Below are 25,954 nucleotides of genomic sequence, written 5' to 3' on the forward strand. Positions count from 1 at the left end.
CTTTATCTTTCTTAAAAAGCATTCATTATGTGATTTACTCTTTTTTCTGATAAATAAACTTCTACAACATCAAACCTTATGGGAATATTATGTAAATTATTTTTTGTGATATAGTATTTAGCAATCTCAACTATCTTTTTTCTCTTCTTGAAATTTACAGATTCACAAGGATAACCATACCTTAAATTAGACCTTGATTTTACTTCTACAAATACAATCTCATCATCCATCCTTACTATTATATCTACTTCTCCAATCTTTAATCTGTAGTTTTTTTCTAGTAGTTTTGCACCTTTTGACAATAAATAATTAATTGCTACTTCTTCTCCAAAATCACCTTTTTCTTTGTTATTCATTTTTTACTCCAATACATTAGATTTTTACTTTTTGATTATGGTCAGTATACAATTTAACTATTCAAATTTTTTAGATTGATTTTATTTTCATTAATATTAATAGATACCTCTATTGACTTTATTCTTTTATGATATTATTCTAGTTTTCATAAGGAAAGTTTATTTTTATGGAGGAATGTTTTTAATGAACAGAAAAAAATTAGTTACTTTTATACGATATTTATCCCTATTTATATTGATTGTAAGTTATCTAAACAATGCTGAAAATACAATGTATTCAATTATGACAATAATAATATTATTTCTAATTATAATAAATAATCAAGTCAGATTTTTTTCTTTATCAAACAAGAATAGAATTGTACTTATTTCTTATTTTTTAGAGCTTATCTTAATTTTTATATTGTATAATTATACAAAGACTTTTAATTCACTTTACTTTGTTCCTTTAATTTTGGACATATCATTTTTTATAAATGAAAAATACAAATACATATTATTGTTTTTCATTATAGTATCTTCCTTTATTATTAGTTTAGATAAAAACTTGTATCTAGCTTTGGAATCAAGTTCAATATTATTGATTATATCTATACTTTCTATATATATAGAAAGTGAAAATATATCTAAACTATACAATCAAAGCCTTTATGATAAACTTAGAATTTCTAAAGATAAATTAAAAAAATCTAATTCTGATTTAGAAATTTATGCAAGTTCTATAGAAGAACTAGCCATTTTAAAAGAGAGAAACCGAATATCTAGAGAAATACACGATAGTGTTGGACATTCTCTTTCTACAACAATAATACAGTTAAGTGCCATAGAAAAGCTCTTAAATGATAAGCCCGAAGTATCTGATTTAGTACATGAACTTAGAGAATTCGTAAATGAAAGTTTTCAAGATGTTAGAAGAGCTATCTCTGAGTTAAAGCCTATTGAATATGAAAATTATCAAAATTTGTTTAAAATTAAAGAACTAATTAAAAGCTTTATTAAGCTTACAAATATTAATGTAAGACTAACTATATCAAGAAACACTTGGAGCCTATCTAGAGCTCAGTCTATAGCTTTATATAGACTTATTCAAGAATCGCTTTCCAATGCATCAAGACATGGAAAAGCAAGTGAAATCAAAATTTTTATAACATTTAATCCTTCAAATCTTATAATTACGATTAGTGATAATGGTATAGGATGTGAAAATATAAAAAAAGGAAATGGAATTAACAGTATTAGCGAAAGAATATATGAACTAAATGGAAAAGTTGAATTTGATAATCACAATGATGGATTTACAATTAGAGCTTCTTTTCCCAAATTTTTAGGGGGTGATTTTTTTGAGTAAAATTAAAGTTCTTATAGTTGATGATGAAAAATTAATTAGGAAAGGTCTTAAGATTATATTGTCATCTTATGATGATTTGGAGATAATTGGAGATGCCTCTAATGGATATGAGGCTTTAGAATTTTGTAAGTCAAATGATGTAGATGTTGTTCTTATGGACATTAGAATGAATATTTGTGATGGTGTTTTAGGCACAAGACTTATAAAAGAATATGATGAGTCAATAGCACTATTAATTTTAACTACCTTTAATGATGATGAGTATATAAAAGATGCAATGAAGTTTGGAGCTTCAGGTTACCTTCTAAAAGACAGCTCTGATGAAGTATTGCATGAGGGGATACGCTCTTCATTTTTTGGCAATGTTGTACTTGACAAAAATGTAGCTGAAAAAATCATGTCATCTGAAAAAACTGTTGAACATGAGCATATTTCTAATATATATAATTTAACTGAAAAAGAAATATCCATAATTAAATTAATTGCACATGGACTTAGTAATAAAGAAATAAGTCAAGAATTATTTTTATCTGAGGGTACCATAAAAAATAATATAACTAATATTTTAGGCAAATTGGAGCTTAGAGATAGGACTCAATTGGCTATATTTGCTTTCAAAACTAAAATTGTAATATAGTATGTCAATAAAAAGTCTAAACTATAAACAAAATTTTCAAAAACTTAACTTATAATAAAGCTAAAACTATAAAGTGACTTAAGTCACTTTTTTTAGTGACTTATAGTAATAGAAATACACCTAATAATTCTTTATTATAATATTATAGATTTTTAAATTACACAAAAACATTTTGGGAGGGATTTTTATGGATATAGTTAAAGTAAATAATATAACAAAAAGATTTAATGATAAGTTAGCACTTGATAACATTAGTTTTTCTGTTAAAAAGGGGGAAATATTTGGGCTTATTGGTCCAAATGGTGCTGGTAAATCTACACTTATAAATATAATTACCAATCTTACTTTACCAAATAGCGGTAATATTCAAATAAATGGTGTAGATTTGTCAGCAAATCCTATGAGTGCAAAATCCATAATAGGATTAGTTCCACAAGAGTTAGCAGTTATGGAAACACTAACTCCTTTTGATAACTTAGAATACTTTGGAGCTTTTTATGGATTAAAGGGTAAGTTGCTTCAAGAGAGAATCAATGAAGCCTTGGAAGTTACAGGTCTAGCTGAAGTTAAAAAGAAAAAAGTAAAAAAACTATCTGGTGGTATGCAAAGAAGATTAAATATTGGGATAGCACTTTTAAATCATCCTAAAATATTAATATTAGATGAACCAACTGTAGGTGTTGACCCTCAATCAAGAAATCACATTTTTAATTTTATAAAAGATATATCTGAAAAACAAAAAACTACTATTATATATACATCCCATTATATGGAAGAAGTTGAACATCTTTGTTCTAAAATCTTTATTATGGATGAAGGTAAAGAAGTTGCTTTTGGGGATAATAATTACCTAAAATCAATAGTGTCTACAAATACAAAATTAATTATGGAAATAAAAAATATAAATGCTCAACTTATATTTGATTTAAAAAATATTAAAGGTGTTATATCTGTTTTAGAAAATACTTCAGTAATAACATTAGATGTAGATAAAAACTTTCAGTTAACAGATGTACTTTCTGCTGTTGACAAAAACAATTCAAAAGTAATACGTATCTCTTATGAAGAACCTAGTTTAGAAGATGTATTCTTAAATCTAACAGGTAAAAACTTAAGGGACTAATGGGGGTGATTTTATGAAATTATATATAAGTGTAAAAACTATGTTAAAAGGTCTGAAAAGCTCATTCATGCTTAATTTGATATATTTCTTAGCTCTACCTCTACTTTTAGCTGGGTTCCTTGGAATGGTAACAGAAGATATGTTTCAAAATCCTATAAAAACAGAACCTATGTCAATTGTTGTATATGATAAAGATAACTCCAAATTATCAAATAATTTGACAAATTATTTAAAAGATGATTTATCTTCTGTATTAAAAATACAGAAAGATTATTCTGATGCAGATTTAAAACTTACAATACCTAAAGGATACGAAAACAATATTTTAAAGGAAAAATCAAATACTTTAAGTATAGAAAAACTTGGAACTAGAGATGACATAGCAGTACTACTTCAAAATATATTAAATACTTATCATGAAAAATTATATTTAAATAATTCTCAAAAACTAAGTTCAGAAGAGTTTTCTAAGTTGTTTAATAAGAGTTCTATTGCCAATTCTATAATAAAAAGTGATACTGAACAAAACTCATATGAATACTTTGCTTTAGTTTCATTAGGATTCCTTGTAATAATTTTTATAATGAATAATATTTTATCGAATTATATAAGTGAATCAAAAGGGCTTTCAAAAAGACTTTATTCTATGCCTATAACTAGAGTGCAGTTTTTAATTTACGACTTTGTAGGTTTATGGATTTATTCATTTATATTTCTATTATTATATGTTTTATTCTTTAGGATACTTGGAATAACATTTAAAGGTAATCTTGCCACATTAACCTTAATATGTGCTATATCATCATATTTTATGACTTCTATATCTACTTTTGTAACTAGTTTTTTTAGTAAAAAATATGGTACATTCATAGTCTATATATTACTTTTCTTACAAACAATTTTTGGAGGTATTTTTAACATGATAAGTGAAGCTTTTAGTAAGTTTGTAAGTTTATCTCCAACTTATTTAATAGGAACTCTGTATAGTGATTATGAAAGTTTCAAGACTTTAAATTCAATAAGTAATTTAATTGTAACATGCTTAATTATTTCTACAATATTGATTATACTCTCTATTGTAAAAGAAAAATATAAATGGAGGGAGATTTAATAATGATTAGACTAATTCTTGCAAATATAAAAAGATATATAAAAAATCCTTCTCTTTTAGCTAGTATGGTCATGATTCCTATTATATTAATTGTTTCTCTTAACCTTTTTTCTAGTAAATCAGACAATCAATCAATGTATTTTTCTCCAGTAGCAGTTGTCTCTAACTCTTCAGGAAAATATGAACATAAATTGATAAATAATTCAAAGCTAAAGGAAAACACATTTAGATTAAATGAAGAAGATAAGGCTATGAACTTACTAAAAAATAATAAAGTTTCTGCAGTATTTGTTTTGGACAAAAACTTTTCAACTGATATAGATAACTTAAAACGACCTGCTGTTAAATGTTTCAAAACTGAAAATGGTGGTGGTAGTCTTTGGGCAGAATCAGAAATAGAATCTTTTATCAATAATTCTTTAAAATCAAAAATAGATAAAAATATGGATGAAAAATTAACTAAAACAAGTATAGTTGATAATAAGCCTGATAAAAACACAGATTCATTTTTAACAGTTTTCTTAATATGTTATTTTATGTATATTAACGCAGCGTATCTTGCCTCTGACTTATTTACATTAAAAAAATCAAATGTTTTAAGGAGACTTATTTCTACAAAACATAAAGATATAAAAATAATTTTTAGTATACTCTTAGGGTTATTTTTTATTCAAGCAATTTTATACACTGTAATACTTGGATGCCTTACATTTGTTGGAGATTTTAAATTAACCCCAAATATATTAATGATTGTACTAGCAAATAGTTTTGTTTCCACTGGATTTGTATTTTGGATAGCTAGAGTATTTAAAAATGAAAGTTCTATAAGCCTTGTAACTACATTTTATTCTTTAATAGGTTTAGCTATATCTATATCTAGTCTGATACCATCAATGAGTGAATTATCATTTATGACTAATCTATCAAAGCTTACACCTTTTTACTGGACTATAAATGCCCTTAGAATCAATGATAGTATCTTAATAAATGTAATCGTTCTAATACTTATTGGAATAGTATTTGTAACAGCTGGAAGTTTTAAATTAAGAGATTTTGCAAAAAACTAATAATTACTAAATATAGTTAGTATATAATTTTATACAATACTAACATAATATTTCAATATTTTAAATCATTTTATATTATATTTTTATAGTCAGTTTTATCTATCTTTGATGATAAACTTATTATTATATATTAATACCTTTGACTTGTCAATAGTTTTATGATATAATATTAATTATTAGATAATTAAAGCATTGTACCCCAATTGCAATATCTAAAATTCAGTTTGGAGGTATAACTAACATATGTATAATATTGGTGAAAGTGTGATGTATCCAAAAGAAGGAGCCTGTTATGTAAGTGATATTGTAACAAAGGAAATAAATAAACATATGCAGAAATACTATGAATTAACTGTCATTTTCAATAGCACTCTTAAAATTTCGATTCCCGTTTTGAATGCTGACAAGATTGGTGTACGTCCAATTATGAACGAAAATGAAGTTAATAATTTTATCCAATCAATTGATAAAATAGATGGTATATGGATTTTTGATAGAAAGCAACGGCTTAAATTATACCATGATAAATTTCATTCAGGAGATGTCTTTGAGATTGTAAAATTAATTAAGATGCTTATGATACAAGATTGTTCAAAACAATTATGTAGTACAGATAAGGACTTTCTAAATAAAGCTCAGAGATTTGCTTTGTCGGAATTAGCTGCTGCTCAATGTAAATCTTATACAATCGTATTGGAAGAAATGAAAAAACATATTCTAAATCCGAAAAGTAATAATTAAACCAGTCTTAAAGACTGGTTTTATTTTTTAGATTAATCATATTTATTACCATACTTTACCTTAGATTTCCTAAAAAAACCAAGTGTAAATCATATTACTGATTTACACTTGGTCAACAAAACCTAATCTTCCTCAAGTTCCTTTTTTTCTTTTAATAATACATTTAATTCATTTGCTTCTAAAATCTGTGCTTCTAGAGTGTCCAGTAACTCTTGTTGCCATTCCACACATTTATCTTTGTAATCAAAAGGTAGCGTTCTGTCAACTATGTACTTATCAATACATTCCTCCGCACTTTTAACTATTTGTTTTCTTTCATCAATAAATTTTTCCAATTCTACTAAGGCTTCTTCATAAGCTTTTTTACTCATATAAATTCCCCCTTTGTACAATTATTCTACATTAAAATGATTTTTCCTCTTTTTTGTATAAAAATTTATTTGTATATAACTTTTCCATCAATATCTTTTATAGTTTGACATCCAGTTAATATCATAGAACCACTTAATTCTGATTGAAGTTTATTTACATAAGTTTCTACACCATCAGTTGCTCCACCAAATGAAGCTGTTACAAAAGGTCTTCCTATTAATACTGCATCTGCCCCTAGGCCTATCATTTTTAATACATCCAATCCTGTTCTAACTCCACCATCTGCAAGTATTGTAACTTTACCTTTAACAGCCTCAGCAATCTTTGGTAAAACTTCACATGCTCCTGGTGTACAGTCAAGTACTCTTCCTCCATGATTTGATACAACTATTGCATCTACACCTGCTTCAACTGCCATTAATGCATCTTCTACAGTCATTATTCCCTTTAATATAAATGGTAATTTAGTAGAGTTAACTAGTTCTTTTATTTGCTCAATATTTTTAGGAAGCACTGGTTTTCCATGTAGCGATAAAGTTACTAAACCACAAGCATCTATATCAACTCCAACTGCAAACGCTCCAGCTTCTTCAGCTAGTCTTATCTTTTTTATAATATTTTCATTGTCCCAAGGTTTAATAAATACAATTCCAGCACCATTATACTTTTTAACTACATCTAAATTTTCCATTAAAAATGCATCTACTGCTGTATCTCCAACCATTGCATAGATACCACTATTGGCACATCCTGCAACTACTGGTTCTATGTAATCTCTTTCATTTATTTTTCCACCCATATTTAAAGTAGTTCCTGTTACTGGAGCTGCAAATATAGGAGCACTCATTTTTTTACCAAATATTTCTATAGATGTATCAGGATTTGAAACATCATGTATTACTCTCATATTTACTTTTACTTTTTCTAAGCTCTTACTATTTTCTATAAAAGAAGAACCACTTCCTTTACCTCCCATACCAGGTACTTCACCTGCACAGACAACTCCATTACAAACTTTACAAACTTTACAACTTCCATTTAAATTTTCTCTAGCATTTTTTAATAGTTCATTATAATCCATCTCTAATCCCCCATTAATTATAGTAATTTATATCGTACATATTATATCACATTATGTTTACAGTATATTTTTCAAGAAGCTTTTTCTATGTATAGGAGTTATCCCATGTTTTTCAATAGCTTCATAGTGTTCTTTTGTTCCATATCCCTTATGAGATTTAAATCCATATTCTGGATATACTCTATCATATTGATACATTATACTATCCCTAGTAACCTTCGCCAATATACTTGCTGCTGCTATTGATATAGATTTTGAATCTCCTTTTATAATTGGATTTTGAACTATATCAATTCCTGGTATTGTCGCTGCATCAACAAGTAAATAATCTGGTGTTTGTTTTAAACAATTTATTGCTTTTTTCATTGCCATATATGTGGCATTTAATATGTTAAATTCATCTATTTCTTCGTTATTTACTATCCCTATTCCATAATCTAATGCTTCTTTTTTTATTACTTCAAAAAGCTCATCTCTTTTTGCTTCACTTAGTTTCTTAGAATCATTTACGCCTTCTATTTTTGTATTTTGCTTAAACACTACAACTGAAGCTACAACAGGACCTGCAAGTGGTCCTCTTCCAGCTTCATCAATTCCTCCAATATATAAATAGCCTTTACTATATCCTTCATTTTCAAACACATTTATAGTTTCTAATCTTTCTGCTTCTTTTCTAATATTGTCCAGCTTCTTGGCAAGCTTTATAGCGAGACTTTGAACAGATTTTCTTTCATCCACTCTTAATATTTCTATATATTCCATATACTTTTCAACTTCTAAAGTCTCAATTATTTCTTTAATCTCCCTCACACTTTTGTTCTGCATACTATCCCCTCATCTTTCACCTGTAAAAATATTATTGTCTTAAACATATTAAGAATCCACTAACTTAGAATTTAATTGCATCCACTATATCCACATTTTAAACATATACTACATCCACCTGTGTGTGCAATTCCTTCACTTCCACACTCAGGGCATACAAACTTTTCATCTTCTTCAAAATTTTTATTTTTTAATTCTTTGGCTTTTTCTTTTTTATTATCTTTTTCTTCTTTATTATTTTTATAAGATTCTTTTTTATTATCTTCTTTTTTGTTATTTTCTTTATTATTTTCTTCTTTTTTTTCATTTATTAAGATTCCACTCCTTTTGCATCCATCTCTAAATATTGTCACTCCCTTAAGACCAGCTTGCCATGCCATAACATATATGTTAAAAACATCTTCAATTGTAGTTTCAAAAGGTATATTTATTGTAGATGATATAGAAGCATCAATATACTTTTGCCATACTTTTTGCATATTTATTCTTTCTTCATATCCTATATTCATAGCAGTAACAAAAAAATCTGGTAAACATTCTTCATCTGTAATACCTTTTTTATCCATATATTCTTTAACTATTGGAGTATATACTTTATAATACACATCTTCATCATGTAAGCTTTCAGTTTTTCTTATATATGAAAGATTAAATATAGGTTCTATTCCTCCACTAATACCTATCATTGTAGATATAGAACCTGTAGGAGGTATAGTTAAGAGTTGTGAGTTTCTAAGCCCATACTTTTTAACCATCTCTTTAGTATCATCATTTAAGTTTTCTATAAAAAATCTAGATTTAGAAATATTTTCATATTTATACTCACTAAATGTCCCGTATTCTTTAGCAATTAAAGCTGATTGTTTTACAGCTTCGTTAAGCATAGTTTTACCAATTAAATCACACAATTCTAAAGATTTATCAGAACCATATCTTATCCCCATCTTTATAAGCATGTCAGCAATACCCATTACACCTAAGCCTATCTGTCTATATTTGTAGACACTATCCCTTTGTTCTTGTAATGGATGTAAATTTAATCCCTCATCTAATACATCATTTAAAGCTACCACAGCTTCTCTAACACAAGATTTTAACTTATTAATATCAAAGGTAGCATGTTCCCCAAATGGTTGTATTACAAACTCTGATAAGTTTATTGAGCCAAGCAAACAGCTTCCTCCACTTGGAAGTGGCTCTTCTGCACAAGGATTTACCCCTGAAAAACAAAAGTCCTTATCTTCACTCATAAGGTTATATGTTTTTATTTTATCCCAAAATAATATGCCTGGTTCTGCATAATCCCAGTTATTTTTAACAAACTTATTAAACAAATCATATGCATTTACTATCTTAACTATTTTTTCTCCAGTAGTTTCAACTTCAAACGTACAATTATACAATTTTTTTTCCTTTACAGCTTGCATAAACTCATCTGTTACTCTTACAGAAATATTTGCTTTAGTAACCTTCTCCAAATCGGTTTTTATATCTATAAATTCCTCTATTTCTGGATGATTTACATCCATAGAAATCATAAGAGCTCCCCTTCTACCTCTTTGACCAATCAAACCTGTTGTCATGCTATAAAGTTCCATAAAAGACACTGCTCCAGTTGTATATTTTGCAGCATTATTTACTTTTGCACCTTTGGGTCTTAATTTTGAAATATCAATTCCAACCCCTCCACCATAACTAAAAGTTCTAGCAAGTTTTTTTGCGGTGTCAAAAATATCTTCTATACTGTCTTTTGGTGGCTCTATCACATAACAATTAGAATAAGTTACTTTTTTACCTTCTTTATGTAAACCTCTATTTGCTAAAATTCTACCTGCAAATAAAAATCTCTTTTGTCTTATTAACTTTGATATCCTTGGACTATTATTTGAAATTCTCTTTATCCATTCATCAAAACTTTCTCCATTATGTCTATACTTATTTTTCCATATTGATTTTTGTAATTCATCAAACTCCCAAGCCTTATGTCTTATTTCTGAACGTCTTTCTCTATATAATATGTAGTGTTTTGCTATATCTTTTCTATTTGATTCCATAAGTAATACTTCCACTATATCTTGGATTTCTTCTACAGATAAGCATTCCTCCATAGAATTATAATCATTAGCGATTTTTCTAGATATATCATATGCTAAATCTCTGTCTACTCCACCTTCACTATTTATACTAGCCTTATAGACAGCATCTTCAATCTTACTTTTACTAAAAAGTTCTTTTGTCCCATCTCTCTTTATTATGTACTTCATTTTTAGACCTCCAATAAATTAGTATTACATTAATACACCTATTAGTTGTAATTCTAAACAAACTTTTTTCTATATTTGTATGTTCTCATATTAATTATCTCACACAATATATATTATACTATTTTATATTCAATATAACACGCTTTATAGTTTTCTCAGTTAAGTAAATGAACTTTCTATATTCTAAATATCTTCTATTAAAAACTTAAAAATAATATAAAAAAGTATATAAAAGTGTAATTATACTCTTATATACTTTATTTTTTTATAAATTTTATCATTTTTTACTCCATTATTTACCATTAAAATTAACAATAAATTCTTTATATTTTACATATAAATATGTTACATATCATAAATATTATTTGTAAATATATATAACAAAGTTCAACCTAACAATAATCTATCTTTAAACTACTGTATTTAATATTCATTTACATATAAAGTTTTACATATCAAAAAGGAATTGCCTCCTAAATGATTTTAATCACTTTAAGGCAATTCCTATATGTATTAATTATTCTTTATTATTGTACAGCTTTACTACTTTGAGATGGAATAAAGTTTCCTATTATTCCTGCTATTAAAACTGGAACTACCCAGTTAAATCCTAATGAAGCTAATGGTAAGCTATTAACTAGAGGAATATTTACACCAAAGCTTGTTGCAACTGTTAATACACTTACTAACAATGCCATATATGCAGCGCATTTGAATACATTGTCATTTTTAATTTGATTACTAAATAATGCTAGTATAACTAGAGTTATAGTTGCTGGATATACCATACTTAATATAGGAGAAGAGAATTTTATTATTGTACTTACTCCAAAGTTTGATATGATTGCACTAAACACACAAACTACTATAACTATATGCTCATATTTTAATTTTCCATTTGTAAGTGTTGAGAAATACTGACCTGCTGCTGAAGAAAGACCTATAGCTGTTGTTAAACATGCTAATGCAACTATAATAGCCAATAGAATCTTACCTGTATTTCCAAGTAATGCTGCTGTTATTGAAACTATTAAAGCTGTTTGTTGAACATCTTGTCCATATATTTCAGATACAGTTGCTCCAAGGTAACATAATCCACCATAAACTAGTGCCATACCTATTACCGCTATAACACCTGCACTTACTGTAGCTTTCATCTTTTCTTTTTCACCTGTATATCCTTTAGATATTACTGACATGATTATAATTGATGCAAATACACTAGCTGCTAATGCATCCATTGTTTGATATCCTTGAGTTATACCTTCTGAAAACACATTTTGTATTAAAGAAGCATCTCTTATGTCTCCTAATGGAGATACAATACCTTTAACTATCAATACTGCTAAAGCTATAAGTAAAGCTGGAGTTAAAATTGATCCAACTATATCTACAACTTTTGATGGTCTTATTGTTAAAACCAATACTATAGCAAAGAATACTATAGAGAATATTACTGGGCTTATTCCTGAACCTATTGTAGGTAGTATACCCATTTCATAAGTTGTTGCTGCTGTTCTAGGTATTGCCAAAAGTGGCCCTATACAGATTACCATTGCACATCCTAGTACAATACTTAATCCTTTACCAGCTCTTGAAAACATTTTTGATGTGTCTCCATTGAACTTAGTTGCTGCTATAACTGCTAATAATGCCAAACCACCATCTGCGAAAAGGAATCCTATGAAAGCTACTAGCCAGCTACTTCCAGATAAAACTCCTAGATATGGAGGGAATATTAAGTTCCCAGCACCAAAAAACATTGCAAATAGTGCAAATCCAATTACAATTACATCTTTAAACTTGATTTGTTTCTCACCCATTTAAAGCACCCCCATTTGAATTTTACTACTTTTTATTACATTTTACCAAAAAATAAGTCCAATCTCTTCTTAAATGAAAACCTTTTGACGAGATTTTATTTAATTATACATTTTTGACTTAAACTTGTCAATTATGTTTCATAATTTATAAAATCTTCGCAATATTTAGTACAACTTTCTTAATTAAATAAAATTAACATGTATACTTTAAACATAGCTGTTTTTTTTATTTTTATTTAATTTTTCTTGACAAAATTAAAACTTTTAAATCATCTTAATTGTGCGACTTTTTGAATTATTTGCATTATTTCCAATTTATATTGCTTTATAGACAATATTAATGTATGCATCACTCTCCTTTTTATTTGTGTATAATCTTTTGAGTTCAATTTAAATTTTAAATATTTTGTGTTTATTATATAATCTGAAAAAAAAGCAGTCAATATGATTTTTAATTTTTTTAATTTTCAAAATTATGATACTTAGAAAATCGTTTTCCTTTTGTCATAACTTCTATTTACGTTAATTCTTGTAGTATTTTGTATTTATTTTGCTAAACTCACTATTAATTTTACTGAATTTCAATTCTACACTTATAAACTTTTTACTTACTTGAGTACCTTCAAATCATTTTTTCTGAAAATTTTTTATTATGATTTATTGATTTATTTTTCTTCATAGAAACTATATTATAAGTTCCAACTTACTAAAACTTTGCAGTTGCTAGTATTCAAGTTATTCTACTTATTTTTTAGAATTTAATGAATAATCTTAATATAAACTAATTAGAAAACAATTTAGTAATTTACATAAGTTATTTATACGTTCAAATGCCTTAAATTTCATTTTATTATTTTATTATTGTCACAATTTTATTTATATAATATTTTTGTAAAAGTCAACTAATACACATATCTTAACTTGTAATATTCTTTTAAATATCTTTTATAAAGACTCAATATTGTTAAAAAATAAACATATCTTTTTTTAATACTTTTATCTAATTTTACTATATTAAATACAAGGAATTAGTATATACTCAAAAAATAAAAAGAGTTATCTATATAAATAGTTTCATTTATTATAGATAACTCTCCTTATTTATAAATATCTATATTTCAATTAAATAAGATTTAATTTGTTCCAAGTGTATTAGATTGACTCTTTGATGGTATAAAGTTACCAATTATTCCAGCTATTACAACTGGAATTACCCAGTTAAATCCTAATGAAGCAAGAGGTAGAGAATTTACTACTGGAACGCTTACTCCATAACTAGATATAACAGTTAATATACTTACAAGCAGTGACATATATACTGCTCCTTTGTATACATTATCATTCTTAATTTTTTCATTAAAGAAAGCTAAAATTATTAAAACAATTGATGGTGGATAAACTATACTTAGTATAGGAGATGCTATCTTTATTATAGTTCCAACACCAAAAGATGCTACTACTGCACTAAATACAGATACGGCTAATACTATTTTTTCATAACTTAACTTACCTTTTGTAAGTCTAGAAAAATATTGCCCTGTTGCAGATGTAAGACCTATAGATGTAGTTAAACATGCTAGAGATACCACTATTGCTAAAATCGCTTTCCCAACATTTCCAAGCAATCCTTGTGTTATATTTACTATTACTTGTGATTGTACTGCATCTGTTCCATACATTGTTGATACAGTTGCTCCAAGGAAACATAATCCCCCATAAACTAATGCTAAGCCACCACAAGCAAGAACACCTGCTTTACCAATCATCTTTAACTTTTCACTAATACTAGTATATCCTTTTTCATTTAAGGATACTATCAGTACTGATGCAAGTGCTATTGCTGCAAATGCATCCATTGTCTGGTAACCTTGACCAATACCTTCTGCAAATACATTAGGTATCATAGGTTTATCTATTATCTCTCCAAGAGGAGATACAACACCTTTTATAATTATGAATGCTAAAGCTATTAGAAGAGCTGGAGTTAAAAATTGTCCAACTATATCTACGACCTTAGATGGTCTTATTGTTAATACATATGATATCGCAAAATAAACTATACAGAATAATAACACTGGAATTGAGCTTCCAAATAAAGGCATCATACCCATTTCATAAGTTGTTGCACCTGTTCTTGGTATAGCTAAGAATGGCCCTATACATAAAATATCTACACAACCTATAAGAATCCCTAATTTCATACCACATCTTTTAAACATTTCTACTACGTTTCCATCGAATTTAGCTGTAGCCATTACTGCTAGAAGTGCCAAACCAGCATCGGCAAATGTAAATCCTAAGAAGGCAATTAACCATTCTGGACCTGTAATTATTCCCAAATATGGTGGAAATATTAAGTTACCTGCTCCAAAGAACATTGCGAATAATGCAAATCCAAATACTATCATATCTTTGGTCTTACCCATTATAAAATCCCCCTTTTTAACCTTATTAAATTAATAAAGTTTCTCAGTTGTTCACGTTTGCATAAATAAATTAACTAAAACAATAAGAATTCATTATTAAATTAATAAAATTAAATAAATTAAATTTTTAATATATTGTATTTATTTGTGCTTATTATATATTATATGAAACAAGCAAGTCAATATGCCAAAATTGCAAATTATCACACTGATTTTAATTTTCAAAAAATTAGGTGTATTTGTCTTAAATTAATATTTTTTAAAGTTTTCTAATCTAATTTATACTTTTATGTGACAGTTTTTGTCTATATTTCAGAAAAGTAAAAAAAACCTTTTTAAAAAGGCTTTTTTTTACTTAATAATATTAATTTTTTAACCTAGCTTTAAAATCTATCTTTTAACACTCTCTGGTACTTCTAGTGTTATATTACCTATTTTTCCATCTCTAAATTCATTTAAAACAGTAGTAGCTATACGTGTATAATCAAGCTCTTTCCCACCTGTTATGAATCCTCTTTTGTGGCCAATCATATCCATTGTTTCAATTGGAGTTTCTCCTAAAGAGTCTAATTTATATCTAGCTTTCAACTTTTCTGGCTCTATTATCATAAGTTTTTCTATAAGTCTTAAAGCTAAAGTCTCAACATCTAAAATCTCATCTTTTATAGCTCTACTAAATGCTAAGTTTAAGGCAACTTCTTGGTCTTCAAACTTTGGCCAAAGTATTCCAGGTGTATCTAAAAGTTCAAGATTTCCCTTTAATCTAACCCATTGCTTACCTTTAGTTACTCCTGGCTTATCTCCTGTCTGAGTACTTTTTCTACCTGTTAATTTGTTTATAAGAGATGATTTACCTACATTTGGTACACCAACTATCATTATTCTTATAGCTCTTTCTTTTCTTCCTTTATCTTTTAAAGAACTCATTTTTTCTCTAGTTACATTCTTACATTCTTCCACTATCTTATTTATACCTACACCTTTTAGTGTATCTACTGGTATAGCTTTTATGTTATTCTTTTTATAGTACTCAATCCATTGATTTAACTTATCTCTATCTGCCATATCGCTTTTATTTAATACAACTACCCTAGGCTTATCTCCTACAAGCATATCTATATCTGGATTTTTGCTACTAAATGGGATTCTAGCATCTAAAAGTTCAACCACTACATCAATTAGTTTTAAGTTATTTTTTACTAATTCTTTTGTTTTCTTCATATGACCTGGATACCAGTTTATATGTAGATTATTATCCATAAGATACTCTTCATATTCATTTGACACATATATCACTCCTTTAAAATAGTATGTTATTATTACCTAATTTTACTTAAAAATATATCTACTTAAGACCTTACATTGTCACCCTTTTAACATCATACTTTACATAATATTATCTTCTTATTTTTAGTATTATTTCAAAATATAATCCAATATTTATTGATTTTATTTTCAATTTTAAAATTCCTAAATCTATCAATAAATAGTATATTTTCAACAAATAATCATATCTACTTACAATTTAATTATTTGTTATGATTTCAATTAAAATAGAAAGAGGACTGATAAATCAGCCCCCCATTTATAAGTAAAGTTTTTAATTATCTATTTCTAGCTTCTTTTATCTTAGCAGCTTTACCTACTCTACCTCTTAAGTAGTTTAGTTTAGCTCTTCTTACTTTACCTTTTCTAGTTACTTCTATTTTTTCTATTTTTGGAGAGTGAACTGGGAAAGTTCTTTCTACACCAACATTGAAAGACATTTTTCTAACTGTAAAAGTCTCTCTTGCTCCTCCACCTTGTCTCTTTAATACTACACCTTCGAATATTTGTATTCTTTCTCTTTTTCCTTCTATAATTCTAACGTGTACTTTAACTGTGTCCCCAGGTCCAAAATTAGGAACTTCATTTTTTAATTGTTCTTGCTCAATTGCTCTTAGCATTTCATTCATCTTTCTTCCTCCTAGATATCATAGACGTTCTTAACTACCCGACCAGTGTAAACAGAGGAACGCCCGTATTTTCAACATTTTATATTATACTATACTTCTATAGTTATTACAAGCACTTTTATATTTTTAATTCCATTTATAGCCACTTTATTGTATACATGTATATTAAGTTTTTATTGTATATGTTTTTATTTTTCTTGAGATTTTTTATATAAGTCTAATCGTCTTTCCTTAGTTATCCTTATAGATTCTTCTCGTCTCCACTCATCTATCTTTTTATGATTTCCTGATAAAAGCACTTCTGGTACCTTTAACTCTTCAAACTCTCTAGGTCTTGTGTAATGAGGATACTCCAATAGATTATCTTTAAATGACTCCTCTTCAAATGACTCGTCCTGATTTAATACTCCTGGAATTAACCTTGATATAGAATCTATCATTATAAGTGCAGGCAGTTCTCCTCCGGTTAGTACATAATCTCCAATTGAAATTTCATCAGTTACTATTAAATCAATAATTCTTTCATCTATTCCTTCATAGTGACCGCATAGAAGTATTATATCTTCTTCAATAGACATCTCCTTGACTATAGATTGATTGTATACCTTACCTTTGGGAGTTAAATAAATTACTCTTGGATTGTTTATATTATGGGTTTTTATTATATGCTTATATGTGTCATATATAGGTTGAGGAGTCATCACCATACCAGCTCCTCCTCCAAATGGATAATCATCTACTTTTTTATGTTTATTATTAGAAAAATCTCTTATGTTATATATATGCACGTCAATTATACCTTTTTCAACTGCTCTTTTCATTATACTTTCATTCATGTATGAATTAAATATTTCTGGGAAAAGCGTCATTATATGAAATCTCATATTACCACCTAATCTATCATACCCTTAATAGGGTCTATAATCATTTTTCTTTCATTTATATCTATAGTAGGTACAAATTTTTTTATAGCTGGTATCATAAATTCCTTATCTTCTTCACCTTTTATTACATAAACATCATTTGCAGAATATTGAAGTACATCCTCCAAGACCCCTACATACTTTCCTTCTATAGTTAAAACTTCCATACCAATCATATCTGCTATAAAAAACTCACCTTCTTCAAGTTCTCTACTCTCTTCTCTAGACACATACATAAATTTATTTTTTAGCTTTTCTGCTTTTTCTATAGTGTCTATACCTTTTATCTTCATTATAACCATAGAGCCTTTATATCTTACATTTTCTACAGTCCACTTGTTGTTTAAATCTTTTCCTAAATAAAAATCTTTCAATTCATCAAATCTATCTATATCATCAGTAAGTGGATAAACTCTTACTTCACCTTTTAGACCTTGTGTGTTTACTATTTGCCCTACCTTAAAATGGGTTAATTTTTCTTTCATGTTATCACCTTCTTAAAAAAATTTAATCTTATGTTACCATATCATCATAAATTCTTAAAACTGTACACAGTTATACAAAAAGGACTAGGCACTATACCTAATCCTCCTCTTTATACTATCTCAAGAGAAACTTTTATGTTTTCTCTATTTGCAACAGATCTTACGACAGTTCTTATAGCTTTAGCTATTCTTCCCTGCTTCCCAATAACCTTACCCATGTCATCCTGAGCAACTGTAAGCTTTAAGACGATACCGTCATTGTCTTTAAATTCCTCAACAACAACTGAGTCAGGATTATCAACTAGAGCCTTAGCTATATCTACAACTAGCTCTTTCATATATTTCATCTCCTAAAAGTAACCTCAACAATAAGTATTTACTTATACTAGTTGCTAAGAGAAAATTATTTTGCTTGTTTAGAAGCTTCGAATTTTTCTATTACTCCGTTTTTTACAAGTAATTTTTTAACTACTTCTGTTGGTTGAGCACCAGTAGCTAACCATTTTATAGCTTTTTCATCATTTATTCTTACTTGTTTAGGTTCAGAAATTGGATTATAGTATCCTATTTCTTCTATAAATTTTCCATCTCTTGGAGCTCTTGAATCAGCTACTACTATTCTGTAGAAAGGTTTTTTATTAGCTCCCATTCTTTTTAATCTTATTTTAACTGCCATTACAGTCACCTCCGAATAATTTTTACTATTTTTTATATTTTATTTAAAAAAAGGTAAACCGCCTAAGCCGCCCCTTTTCTTCATACTTTTTTGTGAACCAGCAAACATCTTCATCATTTTTTTCATTTCATTAAGTTGTTTTATAAGTCTATTTACATCTTGTACAGTAGTTCCACTACCTCTAGCTATTCTTTTTTTCCTAGAAGCATTTAATATTCCTGGGTTACGTCTCTCATATGTAGTCATTGATTGAATTATGGCTTTAGTTCTATTCATTTCTTTACCATTCAAATCTACATCTCCAAGTTGGTCTTTTATATTTCCCATACCAGGCATCATACCAAGTATCTTGTCTAGAGGTCCCATATTTTGTATTTGTTCCATTTGTTGTAAAAAATCTTCAAAATCTAGTTCTTGTTTTTTGATTTTTTGTTCTAATTCCTTAGCTTTTTCTAAGTCCATACTTTCTTGTGCTTTTTCTATTAGGCTTAATACATCTCCCATACCTAATATCCTTGATGCCATCCTGTCTGGGTGGAAAGGTTCTATATCATCTAGTTTCTCTCCCATCCCCATAAACTTTATAGGTTTTTGTGTTACTGCTCTTATTGAAAGTGCAGCTCCACCTCTAGTATCTCCATCTAACTTAGTTAATACTACTCCATCAACACCAAGTGCTTCATTGAAGCTTTCTGCAACATTCACTGCATCTTGCCCTGTCATAGAGTCTACAACTAAAAGTATTTCATGTGGCTTAACTTCTGACTTAATTGACTTTAACTCATCCATAAGCACTTCATCTATATGAAGTCTACCAGCAGTATCTATAATAACCAAATCGTTAGCATTTTTAATTGCATGACTTAAACCTGCCTTGGCAATATTTACTGGACTTTCTTTATCTCCCATATTGAATACAGGTATATCCAATTTTTCACCAACAACTTGAAGTTGCTTTATAGCTGCTGGTCTATAAATATCACAAGCTACCAATAGAGGCTTCTTGCCTTGCTTTTTAAAATATCCTCCAAGTTTTCCTGCTGTTGTAGTTTTACCTGCACCTTGCAATCCAACCATCATTAAAATCGTAGGAGGTTTTGAGGAAATCATTACTTTACTTTGTACATCCCCCATTAAACTTGTAAGTTCTTCATTTACAATTTTTATTACATGTTGAGCTGGTGTCAAACTTTGCATAACCTCTTGTCCAACACATCTCTCTTGAACTTTTTTTATAAAATCTTTAACTACCTTAAAGTTAACATCTGCTTCAAGAAGAGCAAGTTTAACTTCTCTCATAGCATTTTTTACATCTGCTTCTGTAAGCTTTCCTTTTGACTTTAACTTACTAAATGCCCCTTGTAGTTTATCAGACAATCCTTCAAATATCATTTTATCATCTCCCTACATACATCTTCTATATTTTCTAGCTTAGGGATTAAATTAGCACAATCTCTATTGTGCAATAAATCTTCTTTAATGTCAATAATTTTATTTCTTATAAATTTAATATTTTTTTCCTGTTCTTGAAGCTTAGATACTAAATGTAGCTTTTCTTCATAATCTCTTAGTATCTTTTCTGAACGTTTCAATGTATCATATATACCTTGTCTTGATACACTTAGATTCTCACTGATTTCACCTAAAGAGTAATCCTCTTCATAGTATAGAGCTACTATCTCTTTTTGCTTATCAGTTAGTAATTCTTTATACTGTTCAAATAACAATCCAATTTCGACCATTTTTTCTATATTCATATCTTACACTTCCTAGCAGTATACTGTAAAGGTTATTTACTTTACACTATTGTATTTTATATCATATAAACACTCTTGTCAACCATTATTTTTAAAAGAATACTAGTTACCAAATAATGCATCTGAAAATGATTTTGCATCAAAATCCTGTAAGTCTTCTACTCTTTCTCCAACTCCAATAAGTTTTACAGGTACATCTACTTCTGACTTTACTGCAAGCACTACTCCACCTTTTGCTGTTCCATCAAGTTTTGTAAGTACTATACCTGTTATATCTGCAACTTCTTTAAATGTTTTAGCTTGAACAACTGCATTTTGACCTGTTGTGGCATCTACTACAAGAAGTACCTCACGCTTTGCTTCTGGAAATTCTCTATCTACTATTTTAAATACTTTTCCAAGTTCATTCATAAGATTAGCTTTGTTGTGTAATCTCCCAGCTGTGTCACATATTAATAAATCTGCCTTTCTAGCTTTTGCTGCCTTTATAGCATCAAACACTACTGCTCCTGGGTCTGCTCCTTCTTGATGCTTTATTATATCTACATTAGTTCTATTTGCCCATATTTCTAATTGCTCTGTTGCTGCTGCTCTAAATGTATCTGCTGCTGCTAATAAAACTTTTTTTCCATCTTTTTTATATCTATTTGCTAATTTTCCTATCGTAGTAGTTTTACCCACTCCATTTACACCTACCATTAGAATTATACATGGAGCTGGTTCTATGTCTAATGTAGAGTTTTCATTCGTAAGGATATCTTCAACTATAGATTTAAGTTCTTCTCTTACCTTTATTGGTTCAGTAATTCCCTTTTGCTTTATCTTATCTCTTAGTTTCTCAATTATGTCCATAGTTGTATTTACACCAACATCTGCTGTTATTAAAATTTCCTCTAAATCCTCAAGCAATTCTTCATCTATTTTTGTATATGATTTTAAAACCTCATCTATTCTATCAGTTATTCCTTGTTTTGCCTTTGTTAATCCTTGTTTTAATCTTTCAAACAAATTAACTTTCTTTTCTTCATATTTCTCTTCTTTATTTTCATAATCTTCATGTTCAGTTTCTTCATCATTATTATCATTGTTTAATTCTTCTATTTCACTATCTAGAGAATCATTATTTATTATCTCTTCTACCTTTTGTTCATTAATATCTATCTCATCTTCTATCTCTCTATTTTCTTCAGTACTTTCATCAACAACTTCTTCTTCAGTTTTTTCTGGAATATCTTCTACTTTATCTATAACTTCTTCCTCAAACCCTGAAAAAATTGTTTCTTCTATGTTTTCTAAATTGTCAGCACCACTTTCTATTTCTTCTTCTGAGTCAACGTCTTTTTTTTCTAATTCCTTATCCTTGTCTTTGCCAAAACCAAATAATTTTTTTAACACTATTCTTCCTCCTATGTCAATCTAAGTTATATAATATCAGTTATATCTTGAGCTTCTTTTAGTTTTAAACTAATAACTTTTGAAATAGCTTTTTCTTGCATTGTAACTCCATAGATATAATCAGCAGCTTCCATAGTTCCTCTTCTATGAGTTACTGATATAAATTGTGTTTCTTTAGATAAATCTTTTAAAAATTCTCCAAATCTAAATATATTTGCGTCATCAAGTGGAGCCTCAATTTCATCTAATATACAAAATGGTGTTGGTTTTGTAATTAATATTGCAAATAATATGCTTATTGCAGTTAAAGCTTTCTCTCCACCAGACAGTAGATTTAAATTCTTCATCTTTTTACCAGGTGGTTGAGCTGTTATTAGGATATCACTTTCTAATAAATTTTCTTTATCTAAGATAGTTAATTCTCCACAACCACCACCAAAAAGTCTTTTGTACACATACTTAAAGTTTTTACTTATTTCTTCAAATTTAATCTCAAATTCAGATTTCATATTTTCTTCTAATGTATGTATAAGTTTTTCTATCTCCTCCATAGATTCTTCTAAATCTTGTTTTTGTTCACTATAAAAATCATATCTTTCTTTTATTTCTTCATATTCTTTGATAGAATCTATATTTATATTCCCAAGACTTCTTATTTCTCTCTTTAGATTTTCTAAGAATTTTCTATCTATCTCTAGATTTTCATCCTTGATTTCCAATGCCTGTACTAAAGTCATTTCATATTGTTCAAATAACTTATTTATATATGTGTCTTGACTAGTTTTTAATCTTTCTAATCTTCCACCAACCTTAAATAAACTCTCTTTAAGTTCTATATGTTGTCTATCTATAATTTTTAACTCTTTACTAATTTCATCAAAATTATTTTTCAAGTCATCTTTAGCTATTTTTCTAGTTTCAAGATTTCTATTGCTGTCTCCTAATTGTTTAGTTAAGTTTTCTTTTTCTTTTTCTTCAATAGATATAGAATCTTGTAACTTAACTATTTCTTGTTCTTCATAATTTAATGATTCATCTAATTGTTTAGTTTTTTCTTCTAACTCACAATTTTCACCAGATATTCTTTTTATATCTCTAACTATGCTATTATAAGCTTCTGTTTTCTTTACTAAAGTTAGGTTTAATTCATCAAATTCAGCTTTTTCTTTATCATACAAATCATTATATTTTTTTATTTCATCACTTAATATATCAATTTTTTCTTTATTTTGATTGTATGTATTTTCTAATGCTTCCATGTCTTTTTTAACAATGTCACTTTTTTCGAGTGTATAATTTAAGTTAGAACCCAAATCACTTTTCTCATTACCTAGCCTAGCAATACTAGATTTTAAAGATTCAATCTCAGATTCGATATTTTCTATACTTGTACTCTTTATTATAATACTTTTTTCTAAATCTTTTACTTCATTTTCAACTAAGCCAATTTCACTTTTTATATTTTTTATACTTTTATCTAAGGATTCTTTTGTAAGTTCTAGACCTGAAATCTCAACCTTAACATCATTTATTTTTTCTGTATACTCGTTAATGAATCTTTTTCTTGATAATATATTTCCGTTAGTTTTTAAACTACCTCCAGTTAAAGAACCTCCTGGATTTAAGATTTCACCATCTAAAGTTACTATTTTAAATCTATGACCAGTTTCTTTTGCAAATTTTATCCCTTCATCTATATTGTTTATAAATATAGTTCTTCCAAGTATATTTTCAATTATATTTCTATATTTTTCATCAAACGTAATTAAATCACTCGCTATTCCTATAAATTTAGTATTTGCTTTTAAATTACCCAAACTTATTTTATTTGATTTAATTATATTTAATGGCAGAAACGTTACTCTTCCTAAATTATTCTTCTTCAAATAGTTTATTGCAGATTTAGCACTAAACTCATCATCAGTTATTATATTTTGCATATAGGCACCAAGTGCTGCTTCTACAGATTTCTCATATTTTTCAGGAACATTTATAATCTGTCCTAGTGCTCCATGAATACCTTTTAAATCCTTATTTTTTAATACTTCTTTTACACCTCTATTAAATCCCTCATAATGATTTTCCATATCTATATAAACATTTAACTTTGAGTTATATCCATTTAGATTGTATTTACTTTTCTGTATTTCATCTTCTACCTTATTGAGTTCATTAATAGAATATTGTAAATCAGCAGTTAATTTTTTATTTCTGTTATTCACATTATTTAAATTTTCTTTTTTCATATTAAATTCTTTATTTATACTATCTAATTCAGAAGATTTTGTTTGGACATTTTGGTTTAATTCTGATATTTCTGAGTTTATGTTCTCATCTCTAATATTCATATTTTCTTTATTTGCATTTAAAGCAGATAACTTATTACTAAGTTCTTGTTTCTTATTTAATATATCTATTATATTTTCTTTAAATAATTCTATATCATTATTTAAAGATTCCAACTTCATCCTTTGATTTTCTTTACTAGATTCTAACTTTTTTATATTCTCTTGTAATATCAATAACTCTTCACTATTTGAAGACTTATTACTTTCTAATTCTTTTATGTATACCTTATTTTCATTTAGCTTTTCTTTTATATTGTTTATTTCAGAATTTTTTCTATGAATTTCATTTGTAAAGTTTTTTATTCTTTCTTTAATTAAATTTATCTGTGACTCTTTTTTTGATATAACACCTTTAATTGAATTTATATAATCCACAGACTTTTCAATTACATCTTGTAGTACCTCTATCTCCTTATCAACATCTTCTTGTTTTTTCTCTACAACATTTTTTTGCTCTTCTTTTTCTTTAAGCTCTTTTTCAAGAACTTTACTATGCTCATCAACCTCACTCAGTTCTTTTTCTATTCCTTCAATTTCTCTTATAAAATTATTCACTTCTAGTATTTTTAATTTTTCACTTATTTCTAAATACTTTTTTGCTTTTGTTTGTTGATTAAAAAGAGGTTTTAATTGATTTTCAATTTCTATATATATATCATCTATTCTTTCCAAATTTTCTTTTGTATTACTTAAATTTCTTTCTGCTTCCTGTTTTTTATATCTATATTTTGATATACCACAAGCTTCATCAAAAACTTTTCTTCTACTTAAAGGATTATTACTCAATATTTCATCTACTTTTCCTTGCTCTATGATTGAATAACCATCTTTTCCAATACCAGTATCTAAAAAGACTTCTTTTATATCCTTTAATCTGCAACTCTTATTATTTAGAAAAAATTCACTTTCTCCATTTCTATAAGCTCTTCTTCTTATAGTCACTTCTGTAAAGTCTAATTCTAATTGATTCTCAGAATTATCAATAGTAAGAGCTACTTCACAGTAATTCATGGGTTTTTTTGTATCTGTACCTGCAAATATTACATCTTCAAGTTTATCTCCTCTAAGACTCTTGATACTTTGTTCTCCTAATACCCATCTTACGGCATCAGATATGTTACTTTTTCCACTTCCATTTGGTCCTACTATCGCTGTTATTCCTTCTTTAAAAATAATATCTGTCTTTACTGGAAAGGATTTAAATCCCTTTAACTCTAGTCTCTTTAAATACAAATCGTTTC

The 25,954-nt window shown here is 27.7% G+C and carries 23 protein-coding genes; 6 read left to right on the top strand and 17 right to left on the bottom strand.

Annotated elements, in window-relative coordinates; genetic code table 11:
• Positions 1-11: 11 nt before the first annotated feature.
• The gene (locus KGF41_RS07070; RefSeq protein ID WP_227827166.1) at positions 12-356 is read right to left on the bottom strand and encodes a YraN family protein; all 345 of its coding nucleotides are present in this window, start codon (positions 354-356) and stop codon (positions 12-14) included.
• 184 nt (positions 357-540) lie between these two features.
• Here KGF41_RS07070 and KGF41_RS07075 point away from each other — a divergent pair, with 184 nt between their 5' ends.
• From KGF41_RS07075 to KGF41_RS07100, 6 genes are all read left to right on the top strand, one after another.
• Positions 541-1,704 carry a sensor histidine kinase gene (locus KGF41_RS07075; protein WP_227827165.1) on the top strand — a complete coding sequence of 388 codons (1,164 nt, stop codon included), beginning with the start codon at positions 541-543 and terminating at the stop codon, positions 1,702-1,704.
• Positions 1,697-2,341 (top strand): response regulator transcription factor, encoded by a 645-nt coding sequence (locus KGF41_RS07080; RefSeq protein WP_227827164.1) that lies wholly within the window; start codon positions 1,697-1,699, stop codon positions 2,339-2,341. Before KGF41_RS07075 ends, KGF41_RS07080 begins: the two co-directional genes overlap by 8 nt.
• Positions 2,342-2,528: 187 nt before the next feature.
• Positions 2,529-3,464: an ATP-binding cassette domain-containing protein gene (locus KGF41_RS07085; RefSeq protein WP_227827163.1), complete on the top strand. Its 936-nt coding sequence runs from the start codon at positions 2,529-2,531 to the stop codon at positions 3,462-3,464.
• Between the two features lie 13 nt (positions 3,465-3,477).
• On the top strand, positions 3,478-4,575 hold the full coding sequence (locus KGF41_RS07090) for an ABC transporter permease (protein ID WP_227827162.1): 1,098 nt from the start codon (positions 3,478-3,480) through the stop codon (positions 4,573-4,575).
• Between the two features lie 2 nt (positions 4,576-4,577).
• Positions 4,578-5,642, top strand: coding sequence for an ABC transporter permease (locus tag KGF41_RS07095; RefSeq protein ID WP_227827161.1), 1,065 nt, complete (start codon positions 4,578-4,580; stop codon positions 5,640-5,642).
• Positions 5,643-5,885: 243 nt separating this feature from the next.
• Positions 5,886-6,383: a CarD family transcriptional regulator gene (locus KGF41_RS07100; protein WP_227827160.1), complete on the top strand. Its 498-nt coding sequence runs from the start codon at positions 5,886-5,888 to the stop codon at positions 6,381-6,383.
• Between the two features lie 122 nt (positions 6,384-6,505).
• Here KGF41_RS07100 and KGF41_RS07105 read toward each other — a convergent pair whose 3' ends face one another.
• The 16 genes from KGF41_RS07105 to smc form a co-directional block, all read right to left on the bottom strand.
• The gene (locus KGF41_RS07105; RefSeq protein ID WP_227827159.1) at positions 6,506-6,754 is read right to left on the bottom strand and encodes a hypothetical protein; all 249 of its coding nucleotides are present in this window, start codon (positions 6,752-6,754) and stop codon (positions 6,506-6,508) included.
• Positions 6,755-6,819: 65 nt separating this feature from the next.
• Positions 6,820-7,836, bottom strand: a complete 1,017-nt coding sequence (locus tag KGF41_RS07110) for an alpha-hydroxy-acid oxidizing protein (protein ID WP_227827158.1) — start codon at positions 7,834-7,836, stop codon at positions 6,820-6,822.
• Between the two features lie 57 nt (positions 7,837-7,893).
• A complete protein-coding gene (locus KGF41_RS07115) occupies positions 7,894-8,661 on the bottom strand; it encodes a ribonuclease HII (RefSeq protein ID WP_227841973.1) in 768 nt (255 codons plus the stop codon).
• A 71-nt stretch (positions 8,662-8,732) separates the two neighbouring features.
• Positions 8,733-10,925 carry an adenosylcobalamin-dependent ribonucleoside-diphosphate reductase gene (locus KGF41_RS07120; RefSeq protein ID WP_227841974.1) on the bottom strand — a complete coding sequence of 731 codons (2,193 nt, stop codon included), beginning with the start codon at positions 10,923-10,925 and terminating at the stop codon, positions 8,733-8,735.
• 527 nt (positions 10,926-11,452) lie between these two features.
• Entirely contained in the window at positions 11,453-12,748 is a 1,296-nt protein-coding gene (gene brnQ, locus KGF41_RS07125) for a branched-chain amino acid transport system II carrier protein (protein ID WP_227827155.1), read from the bottom strand.
• A gap of 1,133 nt (positions 12,749-13,881) precedes the next feature.
• Complete coding sequence (gene brnQ / locus KGF41_RS07130) at positions 13,882-15,174, bottom strand: branched-chain amino acid transport system II carrier protein (RefSeq protein WP_227827154.1); 1,293 nt, start codon at positions 15,172-15,174, stop codon at positions 13,882-13,884.
• Positions 15,175-15,564: 390 nt separating this feature from the next.
• Positions 15,565-16,461 (bottom strand): ribosome biogenesis GTPase YlqF, encoded by an 897-nt coding sequence (ylqF, locus tag KGF41_RS07135; RefSeq protein ID WP_227827153.1) that lies wholly within the window; start codon positions 16,459-16,461, stop codon positions 15,565-15,567.
• Positions 16,462-16,778: 317 nt separating this feature from the next.
• Positions 16,779-17,129, bottom strand: a complete 351-nt coding sequence (rplS, locus tag KGF41_RS07140) for a 50S ribosomal protein L19 (protein WP_227434167.1) — start codon at positions 17,127-17,129, stop codon at positions 16,779-16,781.
• Between the two features lie 188 nt (positions 17,130-17,317).
• On the bottom strand, positions 17,318-18,013 hold the full coding sequence (gene trmD, locus KGF41_RS07145; RefSeq protein ID WP_227827152.1) for a tRNA (guanosine(37)-N1)-methyltransferase TrmD: 696 nt from the start codon (positions 18,011-18,013) through the stop codon (positions 17,318-17,320).
• A gap of 8 nt (positions 18,014-18,021) precedes the next feature.
• A complete protein-coding gene (gene rimM, locus KGF41_RS07150; RefSeq protein WP_227827151.1) occupies positions 18,022-18,537 on the bottom strand; it encodes a ribosome maturation factor RimM in 516 nt (171 codons plus the stop codon).
• Positions 18,538-18,647: 110 nt separating this feature from the next.
• Positions 18,648-18,875: a KH domain-containing protein gene (locus KGF41_RS07155; RefSeq protein ID WP_227434164.1), complete on the bottom strand. Its 228-nt coding sequence runs from the start codon at positions 18,873-18,875 to the stop codon at positions 18,648-18,650.
• A 65-nt stretch (positions 18,876-18,940) separates the two neighbouring features.
• The gene (gene rpsP / locus KGF41_RS07160) at positions 18,941-19,213 is read right to left on the bottom strand and encodes a 30S ribosomal protein S16 (protein WP_003419338.1); all 273 of its coding nucleotides are present in this window, start codon (positions 19,211-19,213) and stop codon (positions 18,941-18,943) included.
• A 39-nt stretch (positions 19,214-19,252) separates the two neighbouring features.
• Positions 19,253-20,605: a signal recognition particle protein gene (gene ffh / locus KGF41_RS07165; RefSeq protein WP_227434163.1), complete on the bottom strand. Its 1,353-nt coding sequence runs from the start codon at positions 20,603-20,605 to the stop codon at positions 19,253-19,255.
• Positions 20,602-20,970, bottom strand: coding sequence for a YlxM family DNA-binding protein (gene ylxM, locus KGF41_RS07170; RefSeq protein WP_227827150.1), 369 nt, complete (start codon positions 20,968-20,970; stop codon positions 20,602-20,604). Before ylxM ends, ffh begins: the two co-directional genes overlap by 4 nt.
• Before the next feature lie 102 nt (positions 20,971-21,072).
• Positions 21,073-22,365 (bottom strand): signal recognition particle-docking protein FtsY, encoded by a 1,293-nt coding sequence (gene ftsY, locus KGF41_RS07175; RefSeq protein WP_227827149.1) that lies wholly within the window; start codon positions 22,363-22,365, stop codon positions 21,073-21,075.
• Between the two features lie 26 nt (positions 22,366-22,391).
• Positions 22,392-25,946 (bottom strand): chromosome segregation protein SMC, encoded by a 3,555-nt coding sequence (smc, locus tag KGF41_RS07180; protein ID WP_227827148.1) that lies wholly within the window; start codon positions 25,944-25,946, stop codon positions 22,392-22,394.
• Positions 25,947-25,954: the final 8 nt, after the last annotated feature.

The sequence above is a fragment of the Clostridioides sp. ZZV14-6150 genome (genome assembly GCF_020657875.1).
Taxonomy (GTDB): Bacteria; Bacillota; Clostridia; order Peptostreptococcales; family Peptostreptococcaceae; genus Clostridioides.